Origin of the sequence: Amycolatopsis viridis (assembly GCF_011758765.1) — a bacterium.
GTDB classification, from domain to species: domain Bacteria; phylum Actinomycetota; class Actinomycetes; order Mycobacteriales; family Pseudonocardiaceae; genus Amycolatopsis_E; species Amycolatopsis_E viridis.
On sequence record NZ_JAANOU010000001.1, the window covers coordinates 3,171,777 to 3,196,274 of the forward strand.

At 73.1% G+C, this 24,498-nt stretch carries 27 protein-coding genes and 1 pseudogene; 21 read left to right on the plus strand and 7 right to left on the minus strand.

Going from position 1 to position 24,498, the window contains the following annotated elements; genetic code table 11:
• Positions 1 to 224: 224 nt before the first annotated feature.
• The 7 genes and pseudogenes from FHX46_RS15785 to FHX46_RS15815 all read left to right on the plus strand — a co-directional run bounded on the left by FHX46_RS15785 (position 225) and on the right by FHX46_RS15815 (position 4,343).
• Positions 225 to 656, plus strand: coding sequence for a nuclear transport factor 2 family protein (locus FHX46_RS15785; protein WP_167115186.1), 432 nt, complete (start codon positions 225 to 227; stop codon positions 654 to 656).
• A gap of 177 nt (positions 657 to 833) precedes the next feature.
• On the plus strand, positions 834 to 1,313 hold the full coding sequence (locus tag FHX46_RS15790) for a nuclear transport factor 2 family protein (RefSeq protein ID WP_208400160.1): 480 nt from the start codon (positions 834 to 836) through the stop codon (positions 1,311 to 1,313).
• Between the two features lie 73 nt (positions 1,314 to 1,386).
• Positions 1,387 to 2,136, plus strand: a complete 750-nt coding sequence (locus FHX46_RS15795) for a glucose 1-dehydrogenase (protein WP_167115189.1) — start codon at positions 1,387 to 1,389, stop codon at positions 2,134 to 2,136.
• A 99-nt stretch (positions 2,137 to 2,235) separates the two neighbouring features.
• A pseudogene (locus FHX46_RS15800) lies at positions 2,236 to 2,421 on the plus strand (pirin family protein); the annotation flags it as partial.
• Between the two features lie 9 nt (positions 2,422 to 2,430).
• A complete protein-coding gene (locus FHX46_RS15805) occupies positions 2,431 to 2,763 on the plus strand; it encodes an ArsR/SmtB family transcription factor (protein WP_167115192.1) in 333 nt (110 codons plus the stop codon).
• A gap of 168 nt (positions 2,764 to 2,931) precedes the next feature.
• Positions 2,932 to 3,888, plus strand: a complete 957-nt coding sequence (locus tag FHX46_RS15810) for a hypothetical protein (RefSeq protein ID WP_167115195.1) — start codon at positions 2,932 to 2,934, stop codon at positions 3,886 to 3,888.
• Complete coding sequence (locus FHX46_RS15815) at positions 3,885 to 4,343, plus strand: ABA4-like family protein (protein ID WP_167115198.1); 459 nt, start codon at positions 3,885 to 3,887, stop codon at positions 4,341 to 4,343. Before FHX46_RS15810 ends, FHX46_RS15815 begins: the two co-directional genes overlap by 4 nt.
• Positions 4,344 to 4,357: 14 nt before the next feature.
• On the opposite strand, the gene FHX46_RS15820 is transcribed toward FHX46_RS15815, so the two are convergent.
• The 3 genes from FHX46_RS15820 to mdlC all read right to left on the minus strand — a co-directional run bounded on the left by FHX46_RS15820 (position 4,358) and on the right by mdlC (position 9,128).
• A complete protein-coding gene (locus FHX46_RS15820; RefSeq protein WP_208400161.1) occupies positions 4,358 to 6,064 on the minus strand; it encodes a BCCT family transporter in 1,707 nt (568 codons plus the stop codon).
• A gap of 222 nt (positions 6,065 to 6,286) precedes the next feature.
• On the minus strand, positions 6,287 to 7,525 hold the full coding sequence (locus FHX46_RS15825) for an MFS transporter (RefSeq protein ID WP_167115201.1): 1,239 nt from the start codon (positions 7,523 to 7,525) through the stop codon (positions 6,287 to 6,289).
• Between the two features lie 28 nt (positions 7,526 to 7,553).
• A complete protein-coding gene (mdlC, locus tag FHX46_RS15830) occupies positions 7,554 to 9,128 on the minus strand; it encodes a benzoylformate decarboxylase (RefSeq protein WP_167115204.1) in 1,575 nt (524 codons plus the stop codon).
• 97 nt (positions 9,129 to 9,225) lie between these two features.
• On the opposite strand from mdlC, the gene FHX46_RS15835 reads away from it, so the two are divergent.
• Positions 9,226 to 10,149, plus strand: a complete 924-nt coding sequence (locus FHX46_RS15835; RefSeq protein ID WP_243871278.1) for a LysR family transcriptional regulator — start codon at positions 9,226 to 9,228, stop codon at positions 10,147 to 10,149.
• A gap of 55 nt (positions 10,150 to 10,204) precedes the next feature.
• Positions 10,205 to 10,651 (plus strand): nitroreductase family deazaflavin-dependent oxidoreductase, encoded by a 447-nt coding sequence (locus FHX46_RS15840; protein WP_167115206.1) that lies wholly within the window; start codon positions 10,205 to 10,207, stop codon positions 10,649 to 10,651.
• Here FHX46_RS15840 and FHX46_RS15845 read toward each other — a convergent pair.
• Positions 10,608 to 12,194 (minus strand): sulfatase, encoded by a 1,587-nt coding sequence (locus tag FHX46_RS15845; protein ID WP_167115209.1) that lies wholly within the window; start codon positions 12,192 to 12,194, stop codon positions 10,608 to 10,610. The two genes, FHX46_RS15840 and FHX46_RS15845, sit on opposite strands and share 44 nt — an antisense overlap.
• Positions 12,179 to 12,877 (minus strand): CDP-alcohol phosphatidyltransferase family protein, encoded by a 699-nt coding sequence (locus FHX46_RS15850; RefSeq protein ID WP_167115212.1) that lies wholly within the window; start codon positions 12,875 to 12,877, stop codon positions 12,179 to 12,181. The genes FHX46_RS15845 and FHX46_RS15850 overlap by 16 nt, the downstream gene beginning before the upstream one ends.
• Before the next feature lie 27 nt (positions 12,878 to 12,904).
• On the opposite strand from FHX46_RS15850, the gene FHX46_RS15855 reads away from it, so the two are divergent.
• Genes FHX46_RS15855 through FHX46_RS15870 form a run of 4 tightly spaced genes read left to right on the plus strand, consistent with a single transcriptional unit; the run spans position 12,905 to position 16,145 of the window.
• On the plus strand, positions 12,905 to 13,900 hold the full coding sequence (locus tag FHX46_RS15855) for a zinc-dependent alcohol dehydrogenase (protein WP_167115214.1): 996 nt from the start codon (positions 12,905 to 12,907) through the stop codon (positions 13,898 to 13,900).
• Positions 13,888 to 14,298, plus strand: a complete 411-nt coding sequence (locus FHX46_RS15860; RefSeq protein ID WP_167115217.1) for a 6-pyruvoyl trahydropterin synthase family protein — start codon at positions 13,888 to 13,890, stop codon at positions 14,296 to 14,298. The genes FHX46_RS15855 and FHX46_RS15860 overlap by 13 nt, the downstream gene beginning before the upstream one ends.
• Positions 14,276 to 15,331, plus strand: a complete 1,056-nt coding sequence (locus tag FHX46_RS15865; protein WP_167115220.1) for a glycosyltransferase family 4 protein — start codon at positions 14,276 to 14,278, stop codon at positions 15,329 to 15,331. The genes FHX46_RS15860 and FHX46_RS15865 overlap by 23 nt, the downstream gene beginning before the upstream one ends.
• Before the next feature lie 7 nt (positions 15,332 to 15,338).
• The gene (locus FHX46_RS15870) at positions 15,339 to 16,145 is read left to right on the plus strand and encodes a class I SAM-dependent methyltransferase (RefSeq protein ID WP_313886284.1); all 807 of its coding nucleotides are present in this window, start codon (positions 15,339 to 15,341) and stop codon (positions 16,143 to 16,145) included.
• Between the two features lie 345 nt (positions 16,146 to 16,490).
• On the opposite strand, the gene FHX46_RS15875 is transcribed toward FHX46_RS15870, so the two are convergent.
• The gene (locus FHX46_RS15875) at positions 16,491 to 17,195 is read right to left on the minus strand and encodes a creatininase family protein (protein ID WP_167115223.1); all 705 of its coding nucleotides are present in this window, start codon (positions 17,193 to 17,195) and stop codon (positions 16,491 to 16,493) included.
• Positions 17,196 to 17,232: 37 nt separating this feature from the next.
• On the opposite strand from FHX46_RS15875, the gene FHX46_RS15880 reads away from it, so the two are divergent.
• The 4 genes from FHX46_RS15880 to FHX46_RS15895 all read left to right on the plus strand — a co-directional run bounded on the left by FHX46_RS15880 (position 17,233) and on the right by FHX46_RS15895 (position 20,562).
• Complete coding sequence (locus FHX46_RS15880) at positions 17,233 to 17,862, plus strand: GTP cyclohydrolase II (protein ID WP_243871279.1); 630 nt, start codon at positions 17,233 to 17,235, stop codon at positions 17,860 to 17,862.
• Position 17,863: 1 nt separating this feature from the next.
• Entirely contained in the window at positions 17,864 to 18,634 is a 771-nt protein-coding gene (locus FHX46_RS15885; RefSeq protein WP_167115226.1) for an inositol monophosphatase family protein, read from the plus strand.
• A 68-nt stretch (positions 18,635 to 18,702) separates the two neighbouring features.
• Positions 18,703 to 19,812, plus strand: coding sequence for an LLM class flavin-dependent oxidoreductase (locus FHX46_RS15890; protein ID WP_167115229.1), 1,110 nt, complete (start codon positions 18,703 to 18,705; stop codon positions 19,810 to 19,812).
• A 48-nt stretch (positions 19,813 to 19,860) separates the two neighbouring features.
• Positions 19,861 to 20,562, plus strand: a complete 702-nt coding sequence (locus FHX46_RS15895; protein ID WP_167115232.1) for a lysophospholipid acyltransferase family protein — start codon at positions 19,861 to 19,863, stop codon at positions 20,560 to 20,562.
• Positions 20,563 to 20,570: 8 nt separating this feature from the next.
• Here FHX46_RS15895 and FHX46_RS15900 read toward each other — a convergent pair whose 3' ends face one another.
• Positions 20,571 to 21,569 (minus strand): SDR family oxidoreductase, encoded by a 999-nt coding sequence (locus tag FHX46_RS15900; protein WP_167115235.1) that lies wholly within the window; start codon positions 21,567 to 21,569, stop codon positions 20,571 to 20,573.
• A 154-nt stretch (positions 21,570 to 21,723) separates the two neighbouring features.
• Here FHX46_RS15900 and FHX46_RS15905 point away from each other — a divergent pair, with 154 nt between their 5' ends.
• The 4 genes from FHX46_RS15905 (at position 21,724) to FHX46_RS15920 (ending at position 24,468) form a co-directional block, all read left to right on the plus strand.
• Complete coding sequence (locus FHX46_RS15905) at positions 21,724 to 22,539, plus strand: mycofactocin-coupled SDR family oxidoreductase (protein WP_167115238.1); 816 nt, start codon at positions 21,724 to 21,726, stop codon at positions 22,537 to 22,539.
• Complete coding sequence (locus FHX46_RS15910) at positions 22,539 to 23,090, plus strand: TetR/AcrR family transcriptional regulator (RefSeq protein ID WP_167115241.1); 552 nt, start codon at positions 22,539 to 22,541, stop codon at positions 23,088 to 23,090. Before FHX46_RS15905 ends, FHX46_RS15910 begins: the two co-directional genes overlap by 1 nt.
• A gap of 120 nt (positions 23,091 to 23,210) precedes the next feature.
• Positions 23,211 to 24,026 carry a DUF1206 domain-containing protein gene (locus FHX46_RS15915; RefSeq protein WP_167115244.1) on the plus strand — a complete coding sequence of 272 codons (816 nt, stop codon included), beginning with the start codon at positions 23,211 to 23,213 and terminating at the stop codon, positions 24,024 to 24,026.
• A 49-nt stretch (positions 24,027 to 24,075) separates the two neighbouring features.
• On the plus strand, positions 24,076 to 24,468 hold the full coding sequence (locus tag FHX46_RS15920) for a hypothetical protein (protein ID WP_167115247.1): 393 nt from the start codon (positions 24,076 to 24,078) through the stop codon (positions 24,466 to 24,468).
• Positions 24,469 to 24,498: the final 30 nt, after the last annotated feature.

Genomic DNA, 24,498 nt, shown 5'->3' on the forward strand with positions numbered 1-24,498 from the left:
GGGATACGGCCTGCTGCGCCCACGCTCCCCTGCGGCCGCTCCCTTTCCCGGTCAGCGGGAAGAGGCCATGTCGTCGCGAGCCGTGACGGATACGGTCCTGGCACCTGCCGACGACGACACAGAACGCGGCCCTGCCCGGGTCCGCCACGGGAGGGCCGACCCCGCCCGGTCCCCGGTCACGACCGTCCCCTACCAGCGATCCGCGCACACGGAAGGTCACCTGCATGTCCGCAAGCCTCGACGCACGCGCTGTCACCGGCCTGTTCCACGCCTACGCCGACGCCTTGGACCGCCGCGACTGGTCCGCGCTGGACGGGGTCTTCCTGGAGGACGTGCACGCCGACTACAACGGGACCGAGGTCGTCCAGGGGCGGGCGGCCCTCGTCGGGATGATCCGCGGATACCTCGACGGGTGCGGCCCCACGCAGCATCTCATGGGCAATGAGCGGGTCGTGGTGGAAGGCGACCGGGCCACGGCGTCGGTCAAGATGCGGGTCCACCACATCGGCGCGGCCGAACGCGCCGAGCTCGTCTACGAGTGCTTCGGCTGGTACCACGCCGAACTGGTCCGGACCGGACAGGGCTGGCGGGTCGCCTCCTGGCGCCAGGAGGTCACGCACCAACTCGGCACGTACGACGTGTTCGCTCGCGCCTGATTCGACCCCGCACCCACCGGCCGGGCATCCGAACTGCCCGATCGGGAGAACCGCATGTCCGCCTCGAAGCAGACCCTCACCCAGCGGTGCCGGCCATGGGCACTGGTCACCGGCGCCTCCGACCAAATGTCGAATATTCAACAGCAGTGCGATCCTGTACACCCCAAGGAGGGCCCCTTGTCGCAGCCCGCACCCACCGCACTCACCCCTGCGTCCGCTGCCGAGCGCCTCGCGGCGATCGAGGACATCAAACAGCTGAAGGCGCGCTACTTCCGACTGATGGACACCAAGGACTGGACCGCGCTGCGCGAGGTGTTCACCGACGACGCCCACATGGACATCGACGGCTTCCCTCGCGACGGCGGCGACGCGATCACCGCGTTCCTGTCCAAGGTCCTGACCCCGCTGCGCACGGTCCACCACGGACACATGCCGGAGATCACCCTGATCTCCAGGGACCAGGCGAGCGGCGTGTGGGCGATGTTCGACTACGTCGAGTTCCCCTCGGACGGCCTGCCGCGGGGCTTTCACGGCTACGGGCACTACCACGACCAGTACCGCGTCGAACGCGGCGCCTGGCGCATCGCGTCCACCCGCGTGGCACGCCTGCGCATCGACCCGCTCTCCGGCGGCCTGCCCGACGGAGCCCCCGCGTGACCACGAACCCGTCACACGCGACCGCTTGAGTCTGACCGCCTCCACCCGCCACCATCCGATCCAGGAGCAAACCGTGACCAACCTCGACGGCAAAGTCGCCCTCATCACCGGTGCCGCGCGCGGCATGGGTGAGTCCCATGCCCGCCACTTCGTCGCGTCCGGCGCCAAGGTCGTCCTCGGGGACGTCCTCGACGAACCAGGCAGGGCCGTCGCCGACTCGCTCGGCGAACACGCCTACTACGTACACCTGGACGTCACCTCCGAAGCCGCCTGGGACGCCGCGGTCGCCGTCGCGATATCCCGGTTCGGCCGGCTCGACGTACTGGTCAACAACGCCGGCGTGCAGCCGATCAGCCCGATGGCGGACACCTCCGCCGACGACTTTCGCCACTGCCTCGACATCAACACCGTCGGCCAGTTCATCGGCATCAAGGCGGTCACCGCGGCGATGACCGAGGCGGGCGGCGGCTCGATCGTCAACATCTCCTCCACCAACGGCTTCGTCGGGGCGCCCGGGATGTCCGCGTACACCGCAAGCAAGTTCGCTATCCGCGGCCTGACCCGCTGTGCGGCGCTGGAGCTGGGCCACGCCGGGATCCGGGTCAACTCCGTGCACCCCGGCGGCGTGGACACCGCGATGACCCGCGATCCCGAGTGGGAGGGCCAGGACCAGAGCGCGTTCTTCGCCACGCTGCCGGTGCCGCGCATCGGGCAGCCCGCCGACATCTCCCGCATGGTCGCATGGCTGGCCTCCGACGAGTCCGCCTACGCATCCGGCGCCGAATTCCTCGTGGACGGGGGCCTGCTGGCCGGCCGCTACTGACTGCCGGCTGCCGCGGGCGGCGGCGAGCGGCCTGGGCTCGCAAGCAAGCCCTGGCTGGCGACAGAAGGACGGCGGCATGTCCTGGCGGAAACGCTGATGGAGTTCGCTATGTGGTGGAACTTCGTGGGCCGCAGCCACGAGGAGATCGTTGCGCACCGCGCGGCGTGGGAGGCCGGGTCGGACCAGTTCGGCCGCGTCGAGGGCTACCGGGGTGCCGTGTCCCGGCTGCCGGCGCCCGAGCTGCCGCACGTGCGCATCACCCCGCGCCGCCACCGGCCCCAGTAATGTGGACGCATGACGGAAGCGGCGGTCACCCCGGACCCCGGCGTCGTCCGCGCGCTGCGGGCCTTGTCGAACCCGGTGCGCCTGCAGCTGCTGTCGTGGTTGCGTGAGCCCGAGCGGCATTTCCCGATGGACCAGGCGATCGCCGATCCGGTCGAGGTCGGGGTGTGCGTGAGTCACATCCAGGCGAAGGCCGGGCTGGCGCAGTCGACCGTCTCGGCGTACCTGGCCGAGCTGCAGCGCGCCGGGCTGGTGCGCGCCACCCGCGTCGGCAAGTGGACGCACTACCGGCGCGACGAGCAGCGCATCGCCGAGCTGGTGGCGGTGCTCGGGCAAACCCTGTAGCGATCTCGCGTTCGCGGGAGCGGCCCGCGCGCGGCAGTGATATCGACAATCTACGATATTTCGATCTTGAGCCGACCCGCGGCACACCATGGACTCGACCGGATGGATAGGGTAGCTTTCCGTATTGGATAGTCGTTCTATCTGTTCTATCGGTTCAAAGGAGCTGCCATGACAACCCTGCTCGGCCGGGCCTCCGCCTGGCACCGCCCGATGATGTGGACCGCCGCCGTCATGGCCGTCATGACCGCGGTGTCGGCCGGCGGCCTCGTGGTCGACGACCGCATCCTGCTCGGCGCGCCGATCTGGCTCAAACCGCTCAAGTTCGCCGTGTCCATCGCGGTGTACTGCGTGACGTGGGCATGGATGCTCACCCTCCTCGACCGCGGCCGCCGCCTCGCCGCGCGCGTGTCCACCGCGCTCGCCGCGATCCTGCTGACCGAGTACACGATCATCGTGACGCAGGTGATCCGCGGCCGGGCGAGCCACTTCAACGTCGCGACCCCGTTCGACAAGGCACTGTTCTCGATCATGGGGATCTCGATCGCCGCCCTGTGGACGGGAACCCTCGTGCTCACCGTCCTGGTGCTGCGGACGAAGATCGCCGACCCGGCGGCGCGGTGGGCGGTACGGCTCGGCGCGGTCGTGTCGCTGGCCGGGCTCGCGCTGGCCGGGCTGATGCTCGGGCCCACCCCGGAGCAAGCGCGATCGCTGCACGAGGGCACCTTGGGCGGCATGATCGGCGCGCACAGCGTGGGCGTGCCCGACGGCGGGCCGGTCATGCCCGTCACCGGCTGGAGCACGACCGGCGGCGACCTCCGCATCCCGCACTTCGTGGGCATGCACGCCCTGCAGGCGCTGCCGCTGTTGGCGCTGCTGCTGAGCGCACTGGCCCGGCGGGTCCCGCGCCTGCGGCCGGAGAGGGTGCGCGCGCGGCTGGTGCTGGTGGCCGCGGCCGGGTACGCCGGCCTGGTCGCGCTGGTGACGTGGCAGGCGCTGCGCGGCCGGCCGCTGATCCACCCCGACGGGCCGACGCTGCTCGCGCTGGCCGGGCTCGCCGTCGCCGTGGCCGCCGGGGCTTCGTGGTCCCTCCTCGACTCCCGCCGACCGGAAGTGAGCGTGGCATGAGCACGGCGGCCCTGTTCCAGATCACCTTCAACCTGGCCGTCCCGTTCTGGGCGCTGATGATCTTCGCCCCCGGCTGGGCGGTGACCCGGCGGGTGATCGGCTCGCCGTGGATCGTGCTGCCACCACTGGTGGTCTACCTGGTGTTCGCGGTGGGCGAGTTCGGCACGCTGTGGCCGGTGGTGAGCCGGCCGGACCTCGAGACACTGCGCGCGTTCCTCGGGACCCCGCACGGCGCCGCCGCGATCTGGGCGCACCTGATCGCGTTCGACCTGTTCATCGGCCGCTGGATGTACCACGACGCGCGGGCGCGGGGCGTGACCCACGCGATCCTGGCGCCGATCCTGGTGCTCACGATCCTGTTGTCGCCGTTCGGCTTGCTGGCCCACCTGGTCGTGCGGTCGGTCGCGGCCCGCCGGCCCGCACGGCAGGCACCGGTGACCCCGGCGGACGGGTGACCCGCTTCCGGCCGTCAGCCGCGGCGGGCGCGCGGGCGGCGCCGCCCCCGCTCGCCGCCGGTGCGCTCGTCGTGGATCTCCGCCAGCGAGCGCAGCATCTCGCGCTCCCGGATGACCTGCGGATCCGATCGCAGGTCGCGGTACAACGCCACGCACAACGCGACCATCACCACCACGAACGGCACCGCCACCAGGATGGTCAGGTTCTGCAGACCGGTCAGGCCGTCCTCGCCGCCGACCAGCACCATCACCGCCGCGACCGCCCCGGTCAGCACACCCCAGAAGATCACCGGGTTGCGGTGCGGGTTGACCGCACCCCGCTGCGACAGCGTGCCCATCACCACCGATGCCGCATCGGCCCCGGAGACGAAGAAGATCGACACCAGGATCATCACCAGGATCGCCATCGGCACGAACCACGGCAGGTGCTCCAGGAGGGTGAACGTCGCCGACTCGGAACTGCCCGCGCCCGCGATGTCGACCCCGGCGCGCTGCTTCTCGATCGCCGCGCCGCCGAAGATCGCGAACCACACCAGGCTGACCACGCTCGGCACCGCGATCACGCCGATCACGAACTGCCGGATGGTGCGCCCGCGCGAGATGCGGGCGATGAACATGCCGACGAACGGCGTCCAGGAGATCCACCACGCCCAGTAGAAGACGGTCCAGCCGGACAGCCACGTCTGCATCGGCTGCCCGCCGGTCACCCCGGAGCGGCCGGACATCTCGGCCAGTTCCCGGAAGTAGTCGCCGATCGCGCTGGGCACCAGGTTGAGGATCAGCACCGTCGGGCCGACGACCAGCACGAACACCGCGAGCAGCGCGGCGAGCACCATGTTGATGTTGGACAGCCACTGGATGCCCTTGGCGATGCCGGACACCGCCGAGGCGACGAACGCGACGGTGAGGATCGCGATGATCCCGACCAGCAGCCCGGTGCCGGGGCTGTCGATCCAGCCGACCGAGGCCATGCCGCCGCCGACCTGCAGCGCACCGAGGCCCAGCGAAGCGGCCGAGCCGAACAGGGTCGCGAAGATCGCCATCACGTCGATGGCCTTGCCCAGCGGCCCCTCGGTGCGGCGCCGGCCCAGCAGCGGTGCGAACACGGCGCTGATCAGCTGACTGCGGCCGCGGCGGAAGGTGCTGTAGGCGATGGCGAGCCCGGCCACCGCGTAGATGGCCCACGGGTGCACGGTCCAGTGGAACAGGGTGGTGGCCATCGCGGTGTGCACGGCCTCGTCCGAGTTGGGCGCCGCGGTGCCCGGCGGCGGGCTGGCCAGGTGCGACACCGGCTCGTACACGCCGAAGAACATCAGGCCGATGCCCATGCCGGCGCTGAACATCATGGCGATCCACGACGCCGTGCGGAACTCCGGCTGCTCGTCGTCCCGGCCGAGCCGGATGCGCCCGTACCGGCTCACCGCCAGTGCGACGACGAAGACCACGAAACCGCTCGCGGCCAGCACGAACGCCCAGCCGCCGTAGGGGATCACCGCGTGGTTGAGCACGGTGTCCGCGACGCTCGCCAGGCTGCCCGGCGAGGCGATACCCCAGCCGATGATGGCCAGCGCCAGTGCCGCGGCCACCCCGAACACGGTGCGGTCGGTCCGCGGCCGGGTGGGGTCGCCGACGGGGGGAACGTGCTCGTCCGGCAGGTGACCGGCCGTGCCGGTCTCCTCGGGCACTCTCGCGCGGGCCTCGGTCTCAGCGTCAGCAGACATACGCACGCGCCGTCGCGAACGAGGCGCGCCTCCTCTCCCATGCCTAACCCGAACGGGTCAAACCTCGATCGTTGGTCAACCTACCGTTACCGATCGAGCGGGAATGGGCAACCTGAAGATCAGGTTTCCGGGTGGTTCCTGGCGGCGCGACCTGCGGAATGGCAACTTCGCCACAGTACGGGCGGATCATGCGCCGATCACCGTTCAACGACACCCCTGGCGTCAGCGTCCGAGCCCTTCCGGCGCCGGAGCTGCCGGAGCCGCGCCGGCCGCCCGGCGGCGGCCCGAGCCGAGCAGCAGGATCGCACCCAGGCCGAGCGCGGCGACGACGGCGAAGAAGTAGAAGCCCCACGGATAGGCCACGCCGGCGGTGACCAGCGCGCCGGTCACGAACGGGCCCACGATCGACCCGAGCCGGCCCACCGCCGAGGTCATGCCGAGCGCCGTGCCCCGCGCCTGCGCCGGGAAGACGTGCGCGACGTAGCCGTAGATCAGCACCTGCGCCGAGAACACGAACACGCCGGTCAGCAGCACCAGCGCGTTGAGCACCACGCTGTTGCCGATCTTCAGGCTGAGCAGCGCGAGCAGCACCGCACCCGCGCCGAACCAGATGCGGGCGATGGGACGGATACCGAAGCGGTCGGCGATCGTCCCGGCGAGCACCAGCCCCAGCACCGCACCGATGTTGAGCACCAGCAGCAGCGTGATCGACGTGGACAGCGGGTATCCCGCGGTCCGCATCAGCTGCGGCAGCCAGGTGTTGAGCCCGTACACCAGCAGCAGGCCCATGAACGAGCCGATCCAGACCGCGACGCTGACGCGGCGGAACTCCGGGCCGAGCAGATCGCGGAAACCGAACTTCGCCGCGTCCTCCTGCCGGGCCTCCAGGTAGGCGGCCGACTCGGGCAGCCGCCACCACATGAGCGGCAGGACGACCAGCCCGGCGATGCCGCCGCCGTAGAACAGCACGTGCCAGTTCCCGACCGCGGCCAGCGCCAGCAGCGAGGTGAGCACGGCACCGACGTGGTAACCGGTCATGGTGAAGGTGGAGGCGCTGGCGCGGCGCCGCGCGGGCAGGTTCTCCGACATGACGGTCAGCGCGACCGGCATGCAAGCGCCCAGCCCGAGCCCGGCGGCGAACCGGAACACGCCGAAGGTCGCCACGTTCGGTGCCAGCGGCAGCACCAGCGTGAACACCGAGAACAGCAGCACCGAGCCGAGGAGCATGACCCGGCGGCCGAACCGGTCGGTCAGCGGGCCGAGCGCGGCGGCCCCGACCGCGACACCGATCAGCGACACGGTCGCCACCGCCGTCGCGCCGGCCGCGGTGAAGCCGAGGTGCCCGGACTTGAGCAGGGTTGGGATGGTCGCGCCGAGGGCGACCAGGTCGTAGCCCTCGAGCAGGACGGTCAGCCAGCACAGCACCGCCGTCCAGACCGACCGGGAGGGAGACGTCGTCATTGCCGTTCTCCTTGCTGGGATTGGGGAATCAGGGGGTGGTGAGCTCGGTGTCCACCTGGATGAGCCGGGGCCCGGCCGAGGTCGTCTTGAGCTGGGCACGCAGATCGTCCACATCGGACGCCGTCGTGGCGGGCACGCCGTACCCGGCGGCGATCGCGGTGAAGTCCAGGCCGGGGATCTCGGTGCCGGGCACACCGGTGGTGCCGAGCACACCGGCGAACCAGCGCAGCGCGCCGTAGGTGCCGTTGCGCAGGATCACGAAGGTCACCGGCACCTGGTACCGGGCGGCGGTCCACAGCGCGGTGATGCCGTAGTTGGCGGAGCCGTCGCCGATCACCCCGACCACCGGGCGCCCGGGCAGGCCCATCGCCACACCGACCGCGGCGGGCAGGCCGAAGCCGAGGCCACCGGCGGCGGGCCAGAAGTACGAACCGGGGCGGCGCAGGTCCATCTGCCGCCACCAGGCCGAGTTCGTCGACGTGGACTCGACGACGTAGGCGGTGTCGGCCGGCTGGGTCTCGCGCAGCGCGGCGAACACCTGCTCGGGGTGCAGTGCACGTTCGCCGGCGGCCGGCTCCGGGGCCGGCACGAACGCGGTCTCCCGGGGCGCCCGCCCGGGCAGCTGGGCGCGCAGGCCGTCGAGCACCGCACCGGGATCGGCGACGAGCGCCTCCCCCACCGGCGCGCGGGCCGCCTCGCCCGGGTCGTCGGTGACCTGGACCAGCGTCGCGCCGCGCGGCAGGAACGGGCCCGGCACGTGCTGGTGGTAGCGGAACACCGGCGCACCCAGCACCAGGATCAGGTCGTGCCCGTCGAGCGCGGACGACACCGCGCCGATCCCGGCGGGCAGGACCCCGCGGAACAGCGGGTGCCGGTTGGGGAACGGCAGCCGGTGCGGCGACGGAGCGACCCACACCGGCAGGTCGCGTTCCTCGGCGAAGGCCACCGCGCGGTCGAACAGCCCGAGGGCGTCGGCATCACCGCCGAGCACGAGCACCGGGCTGGCCGCGCCGTCCAGGCGGGCGGCCAGTTCGAGCAGCTGGTCCTCCCCGGCCGACCCGCCGCGCCGCACGCTCCGGCCGAGGGTGGCGGTGACGTCGTCGCCGAGTTCGGCGGACCAGTCGTCGTAGGGCACCGACAGGTAGGTGGGGCGGCGCTGCAACTCGGCCTCGAACACGGCCTGCGCGAGCGAGCGCGGCACGTCGGCGGCGCAGCTCGGTTCCCCGGCCCAGCCGACCAGGGGGCGCATCAGCTGGGTGGCCTCGACGTTGGCGAGCATCGCCTCCAGCCCGATCGCCGAGCGCACCTGCTGCCCGGCGGTGAGCACCAGCGGCGAGCGGGAGTAGACGGCGTTGGTCAGCGCGCCCATGGCGTTGCCGGAACCGGCCGCGGCGTGCAGGTTGACCAGCACCGGACGGCCGGTCGCCTGCGCGTACCCGTCGGCCATGCCGACCACGACACCCTCGTGCAGGCCGAGCACGTAGGAGAAGGACTCCGGCAGCCCGGCCAGGAACGGCAGCTCGTTGGAGCCGGGATTGCCGAAGATCGTGGTCAGGCCACGCCGTTCCAGGAACTCGTGGGCGATCGTCCGGACGGTCGGCATGTGCGGTCCTCCTCGACGGCGGGTTGGCCTCGAGGGTCGCAGACCAGGTGGCGTGTGCTCCAATCAATGTTGCCGCCCGACCACATAGACGGGATCGATGATGCGGGATTTCGACCTCAACCTGGTGCGCACGTTCGTCCTGCTGTACGAGACGCGCAGCGTCACGGCCACCGCGGACTCGATGCACGTCACCCAGCCGACCGTGAGCTACAGCCTGCAGAAACTGCGGCGGCGGTTCTCCGACGAGCTGTTCCGGCGCAGCGGCCGCGGGCTGGTGCCGACGACCACCGCACAGGCCCTCTACCCGCCGCTGCACCACGCGCTGGCCGAGATCGAGTCCACCGTCGCGGGGGCGCACACCTTCGACCCGGCCACCGCCCGCGCCCGGTTCACGCTGTGCCTGTCCGACCTCGGCGAGGTGTCGCTGCTCCCCCGGCTGATGGCCGCGCTGCCGTCGCGGGCTCCCGGGGTCACGCTGACGGTGCGGCCGCTGGACGTCGCCAGCGCGGTCGACCAGCTGGGCCGCGGCGAGATCGACGCGTTCGTCGCCTCGCCGTTGATCAGTTCGCAGCGGGTGGCGCGGATCCCGCTGTTCTCCGAGGGGTACGTCGGCATGGTCGCCCGCTCCCATCCCCGCCTGCGCGGCCCGCGGATCTCGCTGGCCGAACTGTCCGCGGAGCAGCACATCACGGTGTTCGGCCCGGCCGGGCACGACGGCCCGCGCCGCGCGCTCGAGGCCCACGGCCTGCTGGACCGGGTCGTGCTCGAGGTGACGCGGTTTTCCACCCTGCCCCACCTGGTGCAGGACGGCGAACTGGTGGCGATGGTGCCCCGGCTCGTGGCCGACGTCTTCGCCGCCGACCACCGGGTGCGGCTGCTGGAGCTGCCGGTGGACGTCGAACCGGCGCAGGTCTCGGTCTACGCCCGGCACAGCCACGCACGCACCCCCGCGCAGCACTGGCTCACCGGGTTCATGCGCGAACTCCTCGCCGAACCGGCGATCCGCGCCCCGGCGGAATAAGCGCCCGCGGCCCGCGTTCTGATGCAGGACGGTGATCTCGGCGAAAGGACCGCGGATGCCTCTCGACGGTGTGTACGAACCCAGCACGATGGAGTACTCCCGCAAGCAGGTGGCGGTGTACGAGGGCTCCGGCGGTACGTGGGGCACCACCGCGCACGGCCTGCCCGTCATCGTGCTGACCACGGTCGGCCGGAAATCCGGGAAGCTGCGGAAGTCGCCGCTGATGAAGGTCGAGCACGAGGGCGTGTACGCGGCCGTCGCCTCGCTCGGTGGCGGCCCGAAGCACCCGCTGTGGTACCACAACGCGCTCGCCGAACCGCGGGTCGAGGTGCGCGACGGCACCCGGGTGTTCGACATGGTCGCGCGGGAGGTGGACGGCGAGGAGCGCGAGGTGTGGTGGCAGCGCGCGGTGGCGACCTACCCGCCGTACGGCGAGTACCAGAAACGCACCGAGCGCGTCATCCCGGTCCTGCTGCTGGAGCCCGCGCCGGAACCGCACTGAGCTGCGGGCCGAAGGCGGCCAGGAACCGGTCGCGGAACGCGCTCATCGGCCAGACCGGGGCTGACGCCGCGGGACGGAGACCGGGCGTCCAGCCCCAGCCACCGATGCGGGCGAGCACGGCCGGATCACGCGCCACGAGGGTCACCGGCACGTCCCGGTCCGCGCCGGGGCCGGTCACCGCCGGGTCCGGCTGGTGGTCGCCGAGGAACACCAGCACCAGATCGTCCCCGCCGTAGGTCTCCACGTAGGAGATCAGCGCCGACAGCGAGTAGCGGACCGCCTCGTCGTATCCGGCGGTCCCGCCGGCCGGCCGGTCCGTCGCCGAGGCGAACACCGAGCCGTCGCCGAGGGCGTCCCAGCCGACCAGCCGGGGCACCGCCGTCCACGGCCAGTGGCTGGACACCAGGTCGATCTCGGCCATCACCGGCGGGTGGCCCGGGGCGAGCTCGGCGCGCTGGAACGCCGACAGCGTGAACTGGTCGGGCATCGCGGCGTAGGCGAAACCGGGGCCGGAGTAGCCCAGGTCGCGACCGTCGTAGAGCCGGTCGAACCGGTACACCGCGCCCTCCGGCCAGGCGGCGGCGTTCTCCGGTTGCACGTTCACGGTGCGCCAGCCGGCGCGGGCGAAGGCGCCGGACAGGGTCAGCCGGTCGCTTGTCACGAACGTGCGGTAGCGCTGCTCGTTGTCGACCCACAGCCCGGATTCCAGGGTGGAGTGGGCGAGCCAGCTGCCGCCGCCGGTGGTGGCGGAGGTGAGGAACGCGCTGCGCGCGCCGAACCCGTCCGCCTGCAGCCGGTTCGTCGCCGACTCGAGCAGCGCGTCGACCCCCGGGCCGGCCAGCGCGGCGCGGCCGTAGCTCTCCACGAAGGTGAGCAGGACGTCCTTGCCGCGCAACGCGGTCAGCAGCCCCGCCGGGGCAGTGGCGCGGAAGGCGTCGGTGGTCATGGCCGCGGCGAACTCCCGCCGGTCGGCCAGGTCGGCGGCGGCACCGCGCACCTCGCGGTAGGCCAGCGCGCTGGTGGTGTGCGCGGCGAGCGGCAGGCCGGCGAGGGCCGCGACGGTCCAGGCCACCGTGAACACGGCCACCACCCGTGCCGCGACCCGGCGGTGCTCCCCCGCGAGGCGTGCCACGCGCAGCGCCGCCAGCGTCGTCAGCACCACCAGCGTCAGCACCCCGAACCCGGCGCCCGCCAGCGTGCCGATGCGCGCCGCACCACCGAGCAGGCTGAGCGCGGGCCCGGCGAAGCCCCAGTCGAACACGGGGTGGAACGGGCGGCCGAAGGCCTGGGAGAACCCGATGTCGGCGACCTTGAGCAGCGTCAGCACCCCGAGCAGCGCACCCGCCACGGCCGCTGTGATCCGGCGTGCGCGTGGCGGCAGGACCAGCATCAGCGCGGCACCGGCCACCGCCTCGACCGGGAGGACCAGGAACGCCGCGGGCCGGGTGCCCACCAGGCTGTCCGGCAGGACGAGCGCGGCGAGGACGAGCCCGCAGGCCAGGACGTCGGCCGTCACCCGGCGCACGGTCACCGCGTCCGCCACAGGGTCCGCACGTCCCGCCCGAACGACCAGGCCAGCGCCGCGAGCGCCACCGCGGTCCCGGCCAGCGCCGCGCCACGCGGCAGCACCCCGGCAACCACCACGAGCAGCGTGACACCTTGCGCCGCCGCCACCGCCTTGCGCGCCCGGTCGGGCGCCAGCGGCCCGCGCAGCCACGGCAGAACCCAGCCGGCCGCCACGAACGCGTACCGCATCGCGCCGATCAGCAGCACCCACGGTCCCAGCACCACCGCGACCGGCACGCACAGCACGAGGATCAGGACCGCGTCCGCCTCCAGGTCGAACCGCGCCCCCAGCGGCGACACCGTCGCGGTGCGGCGCGCGACCCGGCCGTCCACGGCGTCCAGCGCGAGCGCGAGCGTCGCGAGCCCGGCCGGGACCGGCCCGGACGACCCGGCGGCGACCAGGGCAAGCACGCCGCCGGTGAGGGTGGCGCGAGCCAGCGTGACCCGGTCCGCCGGACCCAGCGCGACCCGGCCGGCGCGGCGCAGCGCGCCGGTCAGCAGCACCCACAGCGCGCCGCCGTAACCGGCGCCGGCCACCCAGCCGGCCGGCGTCAGCCCCACGGTCAGCGCGAGCCCACTCACCAGCACGAGCAGTGCACCGGCCGCCACGGCCTGTTCCTGGCGGGCCGGAATCGTGCGAGGCTGGGTCTGGACGATCATCGCGGTCCCTTCGCCGGAGGTGTGCCCATGACACGTGCCGCACGGGCGTTCTGGTTCAACCCGCCCGGGCCGGGCGAGATCCGGGCCGTGCCGCTGCCCGCGTGCGGAGCCGGCGAGGTCGAGGTGCGGACGCTGTTCTCGGGCATCAGCCGGGGCACCGAGACGCTCGTCTTCCGCGGCGGCGTGCCGGCGAGCCAGCACGAGCTGATGCGGGCCCCGTTCCAGGAGGGCGAGTTCCCGGGGCCGGTCAAGTACGGCTACCTCAACGTCGGTGTCGCCGAGGACGGGCCGCCGGAGCTGGTGGGCCGCACGGTGTTCACGCTCTACCCGCACCAGACCCGGTTCGTCGTGCCGGCGAGCGCGGTGACCGTGGTACCCGAGACGGTGCCCGCCCGGCGGGCGGTGCTGGCGGGCACGGTGGAGACCGCGGTGAACGCGCTGTGGGACGCCGCCCCGCTGGTCGGCGACCGGATCGCGGTGGTCGGCGGCGGCATGGTCGGCTGCGCGGTCGCGGCCCTGCTCGCCCGGTTCCCCGCGGTGCGGGTGCAGCTGGTCGACGCCGACCCGGCACGCGCGGCGGTGGCGGCGGCGCTGGGCGTGGAGTTCGCGCTGCCGGCCGACGCGCGGCCCGGCTGCGATCTGGTGGTGCACGCGAGTGCCACGGACGCGGGCCTGGCACGGTCGCTGGAACTGCTCGCCCCCGAAGGCGAGGTGATCGAGCTGAGCTGGTACGGCGACCGGCCGGTGAGCGTGCCGCTGGGCGGGTTCTTCCACTCGCGCCGGCTGGCGGTCCGCGCCAGCCAGGTCGGGGCGGTGGCCGCGGCGCGGCGGTCGCGGCGCACGCACGCCGACCGGCTCGCGCTCGCCCTCGAGCTGCTCGCCGATCCCGTCTTCGACATCCTGATCACCGGCGAGTGCGCGTTCGAGGACCTGCCGTCGGTGATGCCGAAGCTGGCCTCGGGCGAGCTCCCCGCCCTGTGCCACCGCGTCGTCTACCCGGAGGAGGGGTCGTGTTCAGCGTGACCGTGCGGGACCACCTGATGGTCGCCCACAGCTTCCGCGGGGAGGTGTTCGGGCCGGCGCAACGCCTGCACGGGGCGACGTTCGTGGTCGACGCGACGTTCCGCCGGCCCGAGCTCGACGCGGACAACATCGTGGTCGACATCGGGCTCGCGACCCAGCAGCTGGGCGCGGTGCTGGGCGAGCTGAACTACCGCAACCTCGACGAGGTACCGGAGTTCGCCGGGATCAACACCTCGACGGAGTTCCTCGCGCAGGTGATCGCCGACGCCCTCGCCGAGCGCGTGCACGACGGCGCACTCGGCGAGGGCGCACGCGGACTGGCCGGGATCACGGTGACGCTGCACGAATCGCACGTCGCGTGGGCGAGCTACGACCGTGATCTTCGTCCAGCCCGGTGACGCCACCGACCCGGAGCTGCCCAGCGGCGGCAACGTCTTCGACCGGCGGATCAGCCGGGAGCTGACCGCCCTGGGCCGGACGGTGCGGGAGGTCGCGGTCCCCGGATCGTGGCCGCATCCGGACGCCGGTGCGCGCGCCCGGCTGGGCCGCGAGCTCGCTGCGGCCGCACCGGGCACGCTGGTCGTGCTCGACGGGCTGGTGGCCTGCGGGGTACCGGAGATCGTGGTGCCGCACTCGGCCCGGCTGCGGCTGGTGGTGCTGGTGCACATGCCGCTGGGCGAGGAGACCGGTGCCGATCCCGCGCTGGACGCCCGGGAGCGGGCGACGCTGCGCGCGGCCCGGACAGTGGTGACGACGAGCGCCCGGACGGCGGAGCGGCTGCGCCGGCACCACGGCCTCGCCCGCGTCGAGGTGGTGGTGCCCGGGACGGACCCGGCGCCGCCGTCCTCCGGTGACGAACTGTTGTGCGTCGGGTCGCTGACCCCGCACAAGGGGCAGGACGTGCTGGTCGAGGCGCTGGCGGCGGTGGCAGACCTGCCGTGGCGGTGCCGGCTGACCGGGCCGGTGCGCCGCAGCCCCGCGTTCGCGGCCCGCGTGCGCCGGTCGATCGATGCGCACCGCCTGACCGGCCGCGTGACGATCACCGGGCCGCTCACCGGGCCGCGGCTGGAGCGGGCCTACGCGCGCGCCGGGCTGCTGATACTGCCGTCGCGGTCGGAGACCTACGGCATGGCCATGGCCGAGGCGCTGGCGCGCGGCATCCCGGTCCTGACCTCCGCGCCCACCGAAGTGCTGGGTGGGGTGCTGGGTGAGGTGGCGGGTGAGCCCGGGCAGCTGCCGGGCCTCGTGGTCCCGCCGGGCGACGCGGACGCGCTGGCACAGGCGCTCCGGTCGTGGTTGACGTCCCCGCGGTTGCGGCAGGCGCTGCGCGAGGCGGCCCGCTCACGCCGCGGCACGTTGCCGACGTGGGAGACCGCCGCACGGGTGATGTCGCGGATCCTCGGTGAACCGGAAGCCGGTGGTGTTCCGTGACAAGGAGGTGGCACCCGACCGATGGGACGGCGCCGGTCCCGGCACCACCCGCTGCGCACCGGACTGGCTGGCGCTGCGCGAGCCCGCCGACGCCGCCGCCCGGGCGGCCGCGCTGCTCGGCCCGCTGCGCGCATCCCTGAGCACCGTCGGCGGCCGGCTGGTCATCCGGGACGTGGGGTGCGGCACCGGCTCGATGGCGCGCTGGCTCGCGCCCCGGCTGCCGGTCCCGCAGCACTGGATCCTGCACGACCGCGACCCCGCGCTGCTCGCCCGCGCGTCGATCACCGGGACGGGCGTCACGGTGGAAACGCACCACGGCGACCTCGGCCGGCTCGATCTCGGGGGCACCTCGCTCGTCACCGCGTCGGCGCTGCTCGACCTGCTCACGCTGTCCGACGTGGACGGCCTGGCGGGATCGTGCGCCGCCGCCGGGTGCCCGGCGCTGCTGACCCTGTCGGTCACCGGGCGGGTCGAGCTGACCCCCGCCGACCCGCTCGACGCGGAGATCGCCGCGGCCTTCGCGGCCCACCAGCGGCGCAACGGGCTCCTCGGCCCGGATGCGGTCGCCATGGCCGCACTCGCGTTCGAACGCCGGGGTGCGGTGGTGCGGCTCGCGCCCAGTCCCTGGCGGCTCGGGCCGCGGCAACGGGCGCTGACCGAACGGTGGTTCCGCGGCTGGGTCGCCGCCGCCCGGGAGCACGCACCGAACCTCGACACCGCGGCCTACACCCGGAGCCGCCTCGACGCCTGCGCGGCCGGCGAGTTGCGCGCGGTGGTGCACCACACCGACCTGCTCGCGACCGGAGCGTCCTGATGCCACCCGCCCGCGCCGACCCAGCGGCGCCCAACAGCCCACACCCCGCCACCACCGGCCAACCCCAGCCCGAGCAGCAAACACAGCGCCACGAGCAGCAAACACGCCGCCACCGCGTGTTTGCCGCTCCGCGCGGCGTGTTTGCCGCTCCGCGCGGCGTGTTTGCCGCTCCGCGCGGCGTGTTTGCCGCTCCGCGCGGCGTGTTTGCCGCTCCGCGCGGCGTGTTGGCTGCTCCGCGCGGCGTGTTTGCTGCTCCGGGTGGGGTGTTGGCTGGGCGGGGCTACGTGGTGGCCGCGCCGGTGACCGCCGTGGTCCCGCTGGTGGTCGCCGCGCTGCCGGGGATCCTCACTCTCCCGCTCCGAGGACGGGCAGGTGCGCCCGGAACGACCCGGCCAGCGCGTCCAGGACCGCCCGGCCCTTGTCCGCACTCGCCCGTGACGGATGACCGGCCACGCCCGACTTGCTGTAGGGAGCCAGTCCGAGCGAGAGGAGGTGGCGCAGATCGCCGGGTGCCGAGTCCGCGGCCGCGTAGTCGGGCCTGACCACCTCCGGGCTGGTGGCGAGCAGGAGGGAGGTCTCCAGCTCGCCCGCGTGCATGTCCTCGTCGTTGGTGGTCGTCACGCCCGCCGCGGCCCGCGCGGCCTGCCACTCGCCGTAGCTGGGGAACAGCACCATGGCGCCGCGGGCCTGCTGGACGACGTTGGCCAGGACGTGGTTGCCGCCGTGCCCGTTGACCAGCACGAGCTTGCCGGCACCGGAGGACCGCAGCGACGCCGCGATGTCCTCCACCACCGCGATCAGCGTGGTGGCCGAGATGCTCACCGTGCCGGGCCAGGCCGCGTGCTCGTGCGAGCAGGAGATCGTGACCGGCGGCAGCAGCCAGAACCGGTGTTCCGCGGCGATGCGCTCGGCCACCGCGGACGCGATCAGGGTGTCGGTGGTCAGCGGCAGGTGCGGGCCGTGCTGTTCGAGGCTTCCGACGGGCAGGACGGCCACGCCCGGCGCGCGGTCGCGCACGTCGGCGGTCGTGTCCGGCGGGAGCGGAGTCATCGCTTCAGGTATACCGGGGAGGGCAAGTTCCCGGTCGATGATGAGGGGGAACACCGTGCGTGAGCAGGACATCGCCGAATCGACCCTGGGCACGCGCCGCGGCGAGTTCCGCGCCGTGGCCTTCGCCGACGGCGCCGAGCACCTGGCGCTGGTGCACGGCCCCCTCCCGCGGGACGACGTGCTGGTGCGGGTGCACTCGGAATGCCTCACCGGAGACGTGTTCGGCGCGGTGCGCTGCGAGTGCGGCGAACAGCTGCACGCCGCACTGGACGCGATCGTCGCGGAGGGCAGCGGCGTGCTGGTGTACCTGCGCGGGCACGAGGGACGCGGCATCGGCCTGGTGGCGAAGGTGCGCACGCACGTCCTGCAGGACGAGCACGGCCTGGACACCGTCGATTCCGCCACGACCCTCGGCCTGCCGGTGGACGTGCGCGACTACGGCCCGGCGGCGCGGGTGCTGTGGCACCTCGGTGTGCGGTCGGTGCGGCTGATGTCGAACAACCCGGACAAGATCGCGGCGCTGGAGTCGCACGGCATCCGGGTGGCGGCGCGGGTGCCGCTGCTGGCTCCCGCGAGCCCGCACAACATCCGGTACCTGACCGCCAAGCGCGACCGGCTCGGCCACGTGCTGCCGCAGGTGGACGCCTTCGACGTCGCGGAGTCCTGACGTGGACCACGCCGACCTGCTGCCGGTTGCCCGCGAGGCCGTCGCGATCGGACGGCGGATCTTCACCTCACGCGCGCCGCGGTCGGTGACCGAGAAGAGCGAACGCGACCTGGTGACCGACATCGACCTCGCCGTCGAGGACGCGGTGCGCGAGTTCCTGGCGCGGGAGACCCCGGAGATCGGTGTCGTCGGTGAGGAGCACGGCGGCGACCGCGGCCCGCGGTGGTGGGCCCTGGACCCGGTGGACGGCACCGCGAACTTCGCGCGCGGCATCCCGCTGACCGGGATCTCGCTGGCCCTGGTGTCGGGCGAGCGCAGCGTGGTGGCGGCGATCGACCTGCCGTTCCTGGACACGGTCTACACCGCGGCCACCGGTCACGGCGCGTTCGCCGGGGACACCCGGATCGGCGTGTCCGGGGTGCGCGATCTGGCCGGCGCGATGGTGTCGCTGGGCGACTTCGCCATCGGCGAGGACGCAGGACCGAAGAACCGGTTGCGGCTGTCCCTGCTCGAGCAGCTGGGTGCGCGGGCGCAGCGGGTGCGGATGATCGGCACGGCGGCAGCCGACCTGGCCTGGGTCGCGCACGGCCGGCTGGACGCCACGATCATCCTGTCGAACCTCCCGTGGGACACGATGGCCGGTGTGCTGCTGGTCCGCGAGGCCGGCGGGCTGGTGCTCGACACCGACGGCAGCGAGCACACCGTGTCCTCGGCGTCCACCGTCGCGCTGTCGCCCGGCCTCCGGGACGTGGTGGTGCCGCTCCTCACTTAATCTCGCGAGGAATATTCTTCCGCGCGAGACGTTGCACCGGCCGAACACCGGATCAGCAGGAGGCTGTCATGCAGTTCGGGATCTTCTCAGTCAGCGACGTGACCACGGATCCGACCACCGGCCGGACACCGGACGACACCGAGCGCGTGCGGTCGATGCTGACCATCGCCCGGCACGCCGACCAGGCCGGGCTCGACGTGTTCGCCACCGGCGAGCACCACAACCCGCCGTTCGTCGCGTCCTCCCCCACCACGGTGCTCGGCTACCTGGCGGGCGTCACCAAGGACATCGTCCTGTCCACCTCGACCACCCTGATCACCACGAACGACCCGGTGAAGATCGCCGAGGACTACGCGATGCTGCAGGTCATCTCGAACGGGCGGATGGACCTGATGATGGGCCGCGGCAACACCGGCCCGGTCTACCCGTGGTTCGGCCAGGACATCCGGCAGGGCATCCCGCTCGCGATCGAGAACTACGCGCTGCTGCGCCGCCTGTGGGAGGAGGACGTGGTCGACTGGGAGGGGAACTTCCGCACGCCGCTGCGCGGGTTCACCGCCACTCCGCGCCCGCTCGACGGGGTGCCGCCGTTCGTCTGGCACGGCTCGATCCGCAGCCCGGAGATCGCCGAGCAGGCCGCCTACTACGGGGACGGCTTCTTCCACAACAACATCTTCTGGCCGATGTCGCACACGAAGAAGATGGTGCACTTCTACCGCCAGCGGTTCGAGCACTACGGCCACGGGCCGGCCGACACCGCGATCGTCGGCCTGGGCGGGCAGGTGTTCATGCGCCGCAACTCCCAGGACGCCTGGAACGAGTTCCGCCCGTACTTCGACAACGCCCCGGTCTACGGCCACGGCCCGTCGATGGAGGAGTTCACCGCGACGACCCCGCTGACCGTCGGCAGCCCGCAGCAGGTGATCGACCGGTACGCCACGATGCGCGAGCACGTCGGCGACTACCAGCGGCAGCTGTTCCTCGTCGACCACGCCGGCCTGCCGCTCAAGACGGTGCTGGAGCAGATCGACCTGCTCGCCGGGGAGGTCGTGCCGGTGCTGCGCAAGGAGATGGAGGCCCGGCGGCCGGCGCACGTGCCGGCGAACCCGCCGAGCCACGCCGACCGCGTCGCCGCGGCGCGCGCGAAGGCCACCGAGCAGGCGCCGGCCGCCCACTGAGACCCGCGCCGTACGCACAAGTAACCTACGCTCCCGTAACCTGACGGTATGGCCGAGGTGGTGTACCCACCCGTCATCCTCTTCGCGAAGACCCTGATCCGGGTCCTGGATCTGAAGCTGCGGGTCGAGGGCGGCGAGCACGTCCCGGCCGAGGGCGGCGCGGTGATCGCCTGCAACCACGTGTCCTACCTGGACTTCGTGTTCTGCGGGCTGGGCGCGCTGCCGGCGCGGCGGCTGGTGCGGTTCATGGCCAAGAAGGAGGTCTTCGACCACCGGATCTCCGGTCCCCTGATGCGCGGCATGGGCCACATTCCGGTCGACCGCGCCGCCGGCCGCGGCGCCTACGACGAGGCGGTGGCGCGGCTGCGCGCCGGCGAGGTCGTCGGCGTCTTCCCGGAAGCGACGATCAGCACCTCCTTCACCGTCGAGGACGTCAAGTCCGGCGCAGCCCGGATGGCGGCCCAGGCGGAGGTGCCCCTGATCTCGATGGCCGTGTGGGGCGGCCAGCGCCTGTGGACCAAGGGCCGGCCGCGCACGCTCACGCGGCGCCACCTGCCGATCTCGGTGCTGATCGGCGAGCCGCTGCACCCCCGCCCGGAGGACGACCCGGGCGAGGTCACCCGGGAGCTGCGGAACCGGATGCGCACCCTGCTGGACCAGGTCCAGGCCGGGTACCCGGACTCTCCCACCGGCCCCGGCGACCGGTGGTGGCTGCCCGCTCACCTCGGCGGGACCGCGCCCGCCCCCTGACCGGGCGGTCAGCCCGCCGCGTGCCGGCGGTGGCGGGCGGACACCGCCGCGGTGAGCAGCTCCCCGGGCCTCGGCAGGCGGGCGATCGTCCTGCTGAACACGCTGCCCGGCCGCACGCGCCGGGGCTCGCTGCCGTGCACCCGCCCGGGTTCGTCCACCGGGGTGTCCACATTGTCCACTCCGTTGTCCGGGCGGTCGTCGCGGAAGGCGGCGGAACCCAGCCGGCGCACCGCGAGCAGCGCATCGGTCAGGGCGGGCGAGAACCGCTGGCCGAAGAAGAACGCCAGCGCGGCCCCGCCGACCGGGATCTCCCGCCGCGGGTGCTCGGCGGCGAACACCACGTTCTCGGCCACGGTCTCCGGCGCGTAAACCGGTGGCGGCGGTTTCGGCAGCGCACCCATCTTGCTGCGGGAGTGCTCGAAGAACGGCGTGTCGATCGCCGCGGGCAGGATCGTGGTCACCGCGATCTGCTCGCCCCGCTGGGCGAGTTCCATCCGCAAGCAGTCGTAGAACCCGCGCAGCGCGAACTTGCTGGCCGTGTAGGGCGCGTGCAGCGGCACCGACCGGACCCCCTCCACCGAGGCGATCCCGATGATCACCCCGCCGCCGGCGCGCCGCAACGCGGGCAGCGCGGCCTTCACCCCGTGCACCTGACCCAGGAAGTTCACCCGCATCACCCGGTCGAACTCCGCGTCGCTGATCTCCTCGACCTGACCGAACACGGCCACCGCCGCGGCGTTGACCCAGGTGTCGATCCGGCCGAACTCGCGCTCCGCGGCGGCCGCCAGGGCCCGGACCGCGCCGGGATCGGCCACGTCCGTCGGCACCGCGACGGCCTGCCCACCGCCGTCCCGGATCTCGCGCACCAGCGAATCCAGGGCCGCCTCGCCCCGTGCCGCGCACACGACCCTGGCGCCGCGCCCGGCGAAGGCGAGCGCGGCCGCCCGCCCGATTCCGCTGGACGCGCCCGCGATGACGACCACCTGCTCGGACACCGGTTTCGGCATGGCGTCTCCTTTCCCTCCCCGGTCCGGTACCCGCGACGCGGGGCGGCAACCCATGCCGGTGCCCGGTCGCCGGCGGGCCCCTTGACTGAGTACTCACTCAAGAGCACGCTCGGCGGCGACCCCGTGACGGCGCGGGAGACGAGGAGACCGGCACATGGCGGGACGGGTAGCGGGCAAGGTCGCCCTGGTCACGGGCGCGGCCCGCGGGCAGGGCCGGGCCGACGCGGTGCGGCTGGCGCAGGAGGGCGCCGACGTGATCGTGGTGGACATCGCGGACACGCTGCCCAGCGTGACCTACTCCTCCACCACGCTCGCGGACCTGGACGAGACCGCGAACCTGGTGGAGAAGACCGGGCGGCGAGCGGTCCGGGTGCAGGCGGACGTGCGGGACCTGGCGAAGCTGCGCGCCGGTGTCGACGCCGGGGTGGCGGAGCTGGGCGGGCTCGACATCGTCGTGGCCAACGCCGGGATCTGCGTGCCGGCGATGTGGGACGAGGTGACCGAGGAGGTCTTCGACGACACCCTCGGCGTCAACGTGCGTGGCGTGTGGAACACGGTCATGGTGGGCGCGCCGCACCTGGTGGAGCGCGGCGGCGGGTCGATCATCCTGATCAGTTCGGCGGCCGGGATGAAGGTGCAGCCGTTCCTCCTGCCGTACACGACGAGCAAGTGGGCCGTGCGCGGGATGGCGAAGGCGTTCGCCGCCGAACTGGCGCGGCACCACATCCGCGTCAACAGCGTGCACCCCGCGGGCGTGAACACCCCGATGACCGGCGAGTCGCTGCAGGCCGCGTTCGCCCGGGCGTTCGAGCGGGACCCGAAACTGGCCGGGATGCTGACGAACCTGTTGCCGGTGGCCATGACCGAGCCCGCGGACATCGCCGACACGGTGCTGTTCCTGGCCTCGGACGAGTCGAAGTACGTCACCGCGCACGAGCTCGCCCCGGACGCCGGCGTCACCGAGTTCTAGTGACCGGGCACGGCTCCGCGGGCCGCGACCGCATCCTGGCCGCGGCCGAGGAGCTGTTCGCCGAACACGGCTACGCCCGCACCTCGACGGCCCGCCTCGCCGCCGCGGCCGGGGTACCGCAGGGACTGATCTTCTACCACTTCGGCACCAAGGAAGGGCTGCTGCTCGCGCTGATCCGGGAGCGGTCCACGCAGACCCTGGCCGACCTGGTGCCGGCCGAGGTGCCGGCCGATCCGCGCCTCGCGGTGACCGAGCTGTGGCGGCGGCTCACGCGGCACCTGGGTGAGCAGACGCCGATGCACCGCATCGTGTTCCGGGAAAGCGAGCACCACCCCGAGCTGCGGGCCCGCGCCCGCGAGATCCACGACGGCATCACCGACGCGATCACCGTCTACCTCGCGCGGGCGACCGGCCATCGCCGTCCGACCTCCCGCCACCACACCGCCGCGCGGATGCTGGTGGCGGCGTCCTCGGCCGGCTCGGTGGCGCCCGGCGGTCCGGCCCTGACGGCCAGAGCGGTGGCGGACCTGCTGCTCGACGGCCTCGGCTAGCGGGGCCGGCGACGGATCCCCGGACCGGCGGCCGCTGCCCTGGTGCGCCGCTCCCCCGGCTTAACCCGCCACCTGCCGGGTACACCCGATCGAGTGGTCGGGGTGGACGAGGAGGCGCGCATGACGAGCGGCACGGCAACGGGCAGAGCGTCCCGGGCACGGCGGAGCACGGCGACGCAGGTAGCGGGGCGCGTGGGCATGGCGTGCTGGGGGCTGGTGCACCTGGTCGTCGCCTACCTGGCGGTTCGCGTGGCGTCCGGCGACAGCGGCAAGGAGGCCGACCAGAAGGGTGCGCTGCAGGAGGTCGGATCCAGCACTGCCGGCCAGGCCGTGCTGTGGGTGCTGGCGCTCGGGCTGGTCGCGTTCGGGGTGTGGCAGTTCCTGATGGCCGCGGGCGGCTACCAGTGGCGGACCGACAAGGGCGCGCGGATCCGCAACCGGCTCGGCTCCGCGGCACGTGGGCTCATGGTGCTCGTGCTGGCCTACACCGCGATCCGGATCGCCACGGGCAGCGGGTCGGCCTCGGGCAACCAGCCGCAGCAGGAGCTGAGCGCGCGGCTGCTCCGGTTGCCGGCGGGACAGGCGCTGGTGGCCGCGGCCGGGGCGGTGGTGGTCGTGGTGGGGGTCGCCGCGGCCGTCAAGGGGATCAAACGCAGCTTCCGCCAGGACCTCGACCTGCCGCTGCGCGGCGGGACGTGGGTGGAGTGGCTGGGCTCGGCGGGGTACGTCGCCAAGGGCGTGGTGTACGTGATCATCGGCGGCCTGCTCGGCTACGCGGCGCTGCGGTCGGACGCCGGCCAGGCGGGCGGCGTGGACAAGGCGCTGCGCACGCTCGCGGCACAGCCCTACGGCGTCGTGCTGCTGGTGATCGTGGCGGCCGGGCTGGCCGCCTTCGGTGTCTACAGCTTCGCCGCGGCGCGGGCGCACAAGAGCTGAGCGGTCTGGATAAGCTGGCGCCCGAGTCGGAGCGGCGAGAGGGGCGAGTGTGACCATCTGGACCGACGTGATCAACTACGTGCGCATCCGGTACGAGGTACTCGAGGAGAGCACGGACTGGCTGCGGTTCCGGCTGGGCACCGAAGGCGGCCGCACGCAACAGGTCACCGTGCACCACCTGCCCGACGTCGACGGGGCCGAGTGGGCCGAGATCTCCTCCGCCGTCGGCTGGGCCGACAAGATCGACCTGCGCCGCCTGCTGGAGCTGGCGGGCGGTTCGCCGGTGGGCGGGGCGGCGGTCGTGGACGGCGTCGCGCTGCTCAAGCACACGGTGCCGCTGAAGTCGCTGCACCTGCGCGAGGAGTTCGAGCGGCCGCTGCTGTCGGTCGTCGCGCAGGCCGACGCGTTCGAGAAGGAACTGTCCAGCGGCGACGAGTTCTGAACCGGCGGTGGTCCCGCGGCCGCGGGACCA

Bases quoted from the DNA above. Each gene is read 5' to 3' on its own strand.
- FHX46_RS15825 (WP_167115201.1), bottom strand. From the start codon at position 7,525: ATGACGACGTCTCCCTCCCGGTCGGTCTGGACGGCGGTGCTGTGCTGG.
- FHX46_RS15915 (WP_167115244.1), top strand. From the start codon at position 23,211: ATGACGAGCGGCACGGCAACGGGCAGAGCGTCCCGGGCACGGCGGAGC.
- FHX46_RS15875 (WP_167115223.1), bottom strand. From the start codon at position 17,195: ATGACTCCGCTCCCGCCGGACACGACCGCCGACGTGCGCGACCGCGCG.
- FHX46_RS15900 (WP_167115235.1), bottom strand. From the start codon at position 21,569: ATGCCGAAACCGGTGTCCGAGCAGGTGGTCGTCATCGCGGGCGCGTCC.
- FHX46_RS15850 (WP_167115212.1), bottom strand. From the start codon at position 12,877: ATGATCGTCCAGACCCAGCCTCGCACGATTCCGGCCCGCCAGGAACAG.
- FHX46_RS15840 (WP_167115206.1), top strand. From the start codon at position 10,205: ATGCCTCTCGACGGTGTGTACGAACCCAGCACGATGGAGTACTCCCGC.
- FHX46_RS15835 (WP_243871278.1), top strand. From the start codon at position 9,226: ATGATGCGGGATTTCGACCTCAACCTGGTGCGCACGTTCGTCCTGCTG.
- FHX46_RS15820 (WP_208400161.1), bottom strand. From the start codon at position 6,064: ATGTCTGCTGACGCTGAGACCGAGGCCCGCGCGAGAGTGCCCGAGGAG.
- mdlC (WP_167115204.1), bottom strand. From the start codon at position 9,128: ATGCCGACCGTCCGGACGATCGCCCACGAGTTCCTGGAACGGCGTGGC.
- FHX46_RS15895 (WP_167115232.1), top strand. From the start codon at position 19,861: ATGGCCGAGGTGGTGTACCCACCCGTCATCCTCTTCGCGAAGACCCTG.
- FHX46_RS15815 (WP_167115198.1), top strand. From the start codon at position 3,885: ATGAGCACGGCGGCCCTGTTCCAGATCACCTTCAACCTGGCCGTCCCG.
- FHX46_RS15785 (WP_167115186.1), top strand. From the start codon at position 225: ATGTCCGCAAGCCTCGACGCACGCGCTGTCACCGGCCTGTTCCACGCC.
- FHX46_RS15905 (WP_167115238.1), top strand. From the start codon at position 21,724: ATGGCGGGACGGGTAGCGGGCAAGGTCGCCCTGGTCACGGGCGCGGCC.
- FHX46_RS15855 (WP_167115214.1), top strand. From the start codon at position 12,905: ATGACACGTGCCGCACGGGCGTTCTGGTTCAACCCGCCCGGGCCGGGC.
- FHX46_RS15810 (WP_167115195.1), top strand. From the start codon at position 2,932: ATGACAACCCTGCTCGGCCGGGCCTCCGCCTGGCACCGCCCGATGATG.
- FHX46_RS15805 (WP_167115192.1), top strand. From the start codon at position 2,431: ATGACGGAAGCGGCGGTCACCCCGGACCCCGGCGTCGTCCGCGCGCTG.
- FHX46_RS15880 (WP_243871279.1), top strand. From the start codon at position 17,233: ATGATGAGGGGGAACACCGTGCGTGAGCAGGACATCGCCGAATCGACC.
- FHX46_RS15890 (WP_167115229.1), top strand. From the start codon at position 18,703: ATGCAGTTCGGGATCTTCTCAGTCAGCGACGTGACCACGGATCCGACC.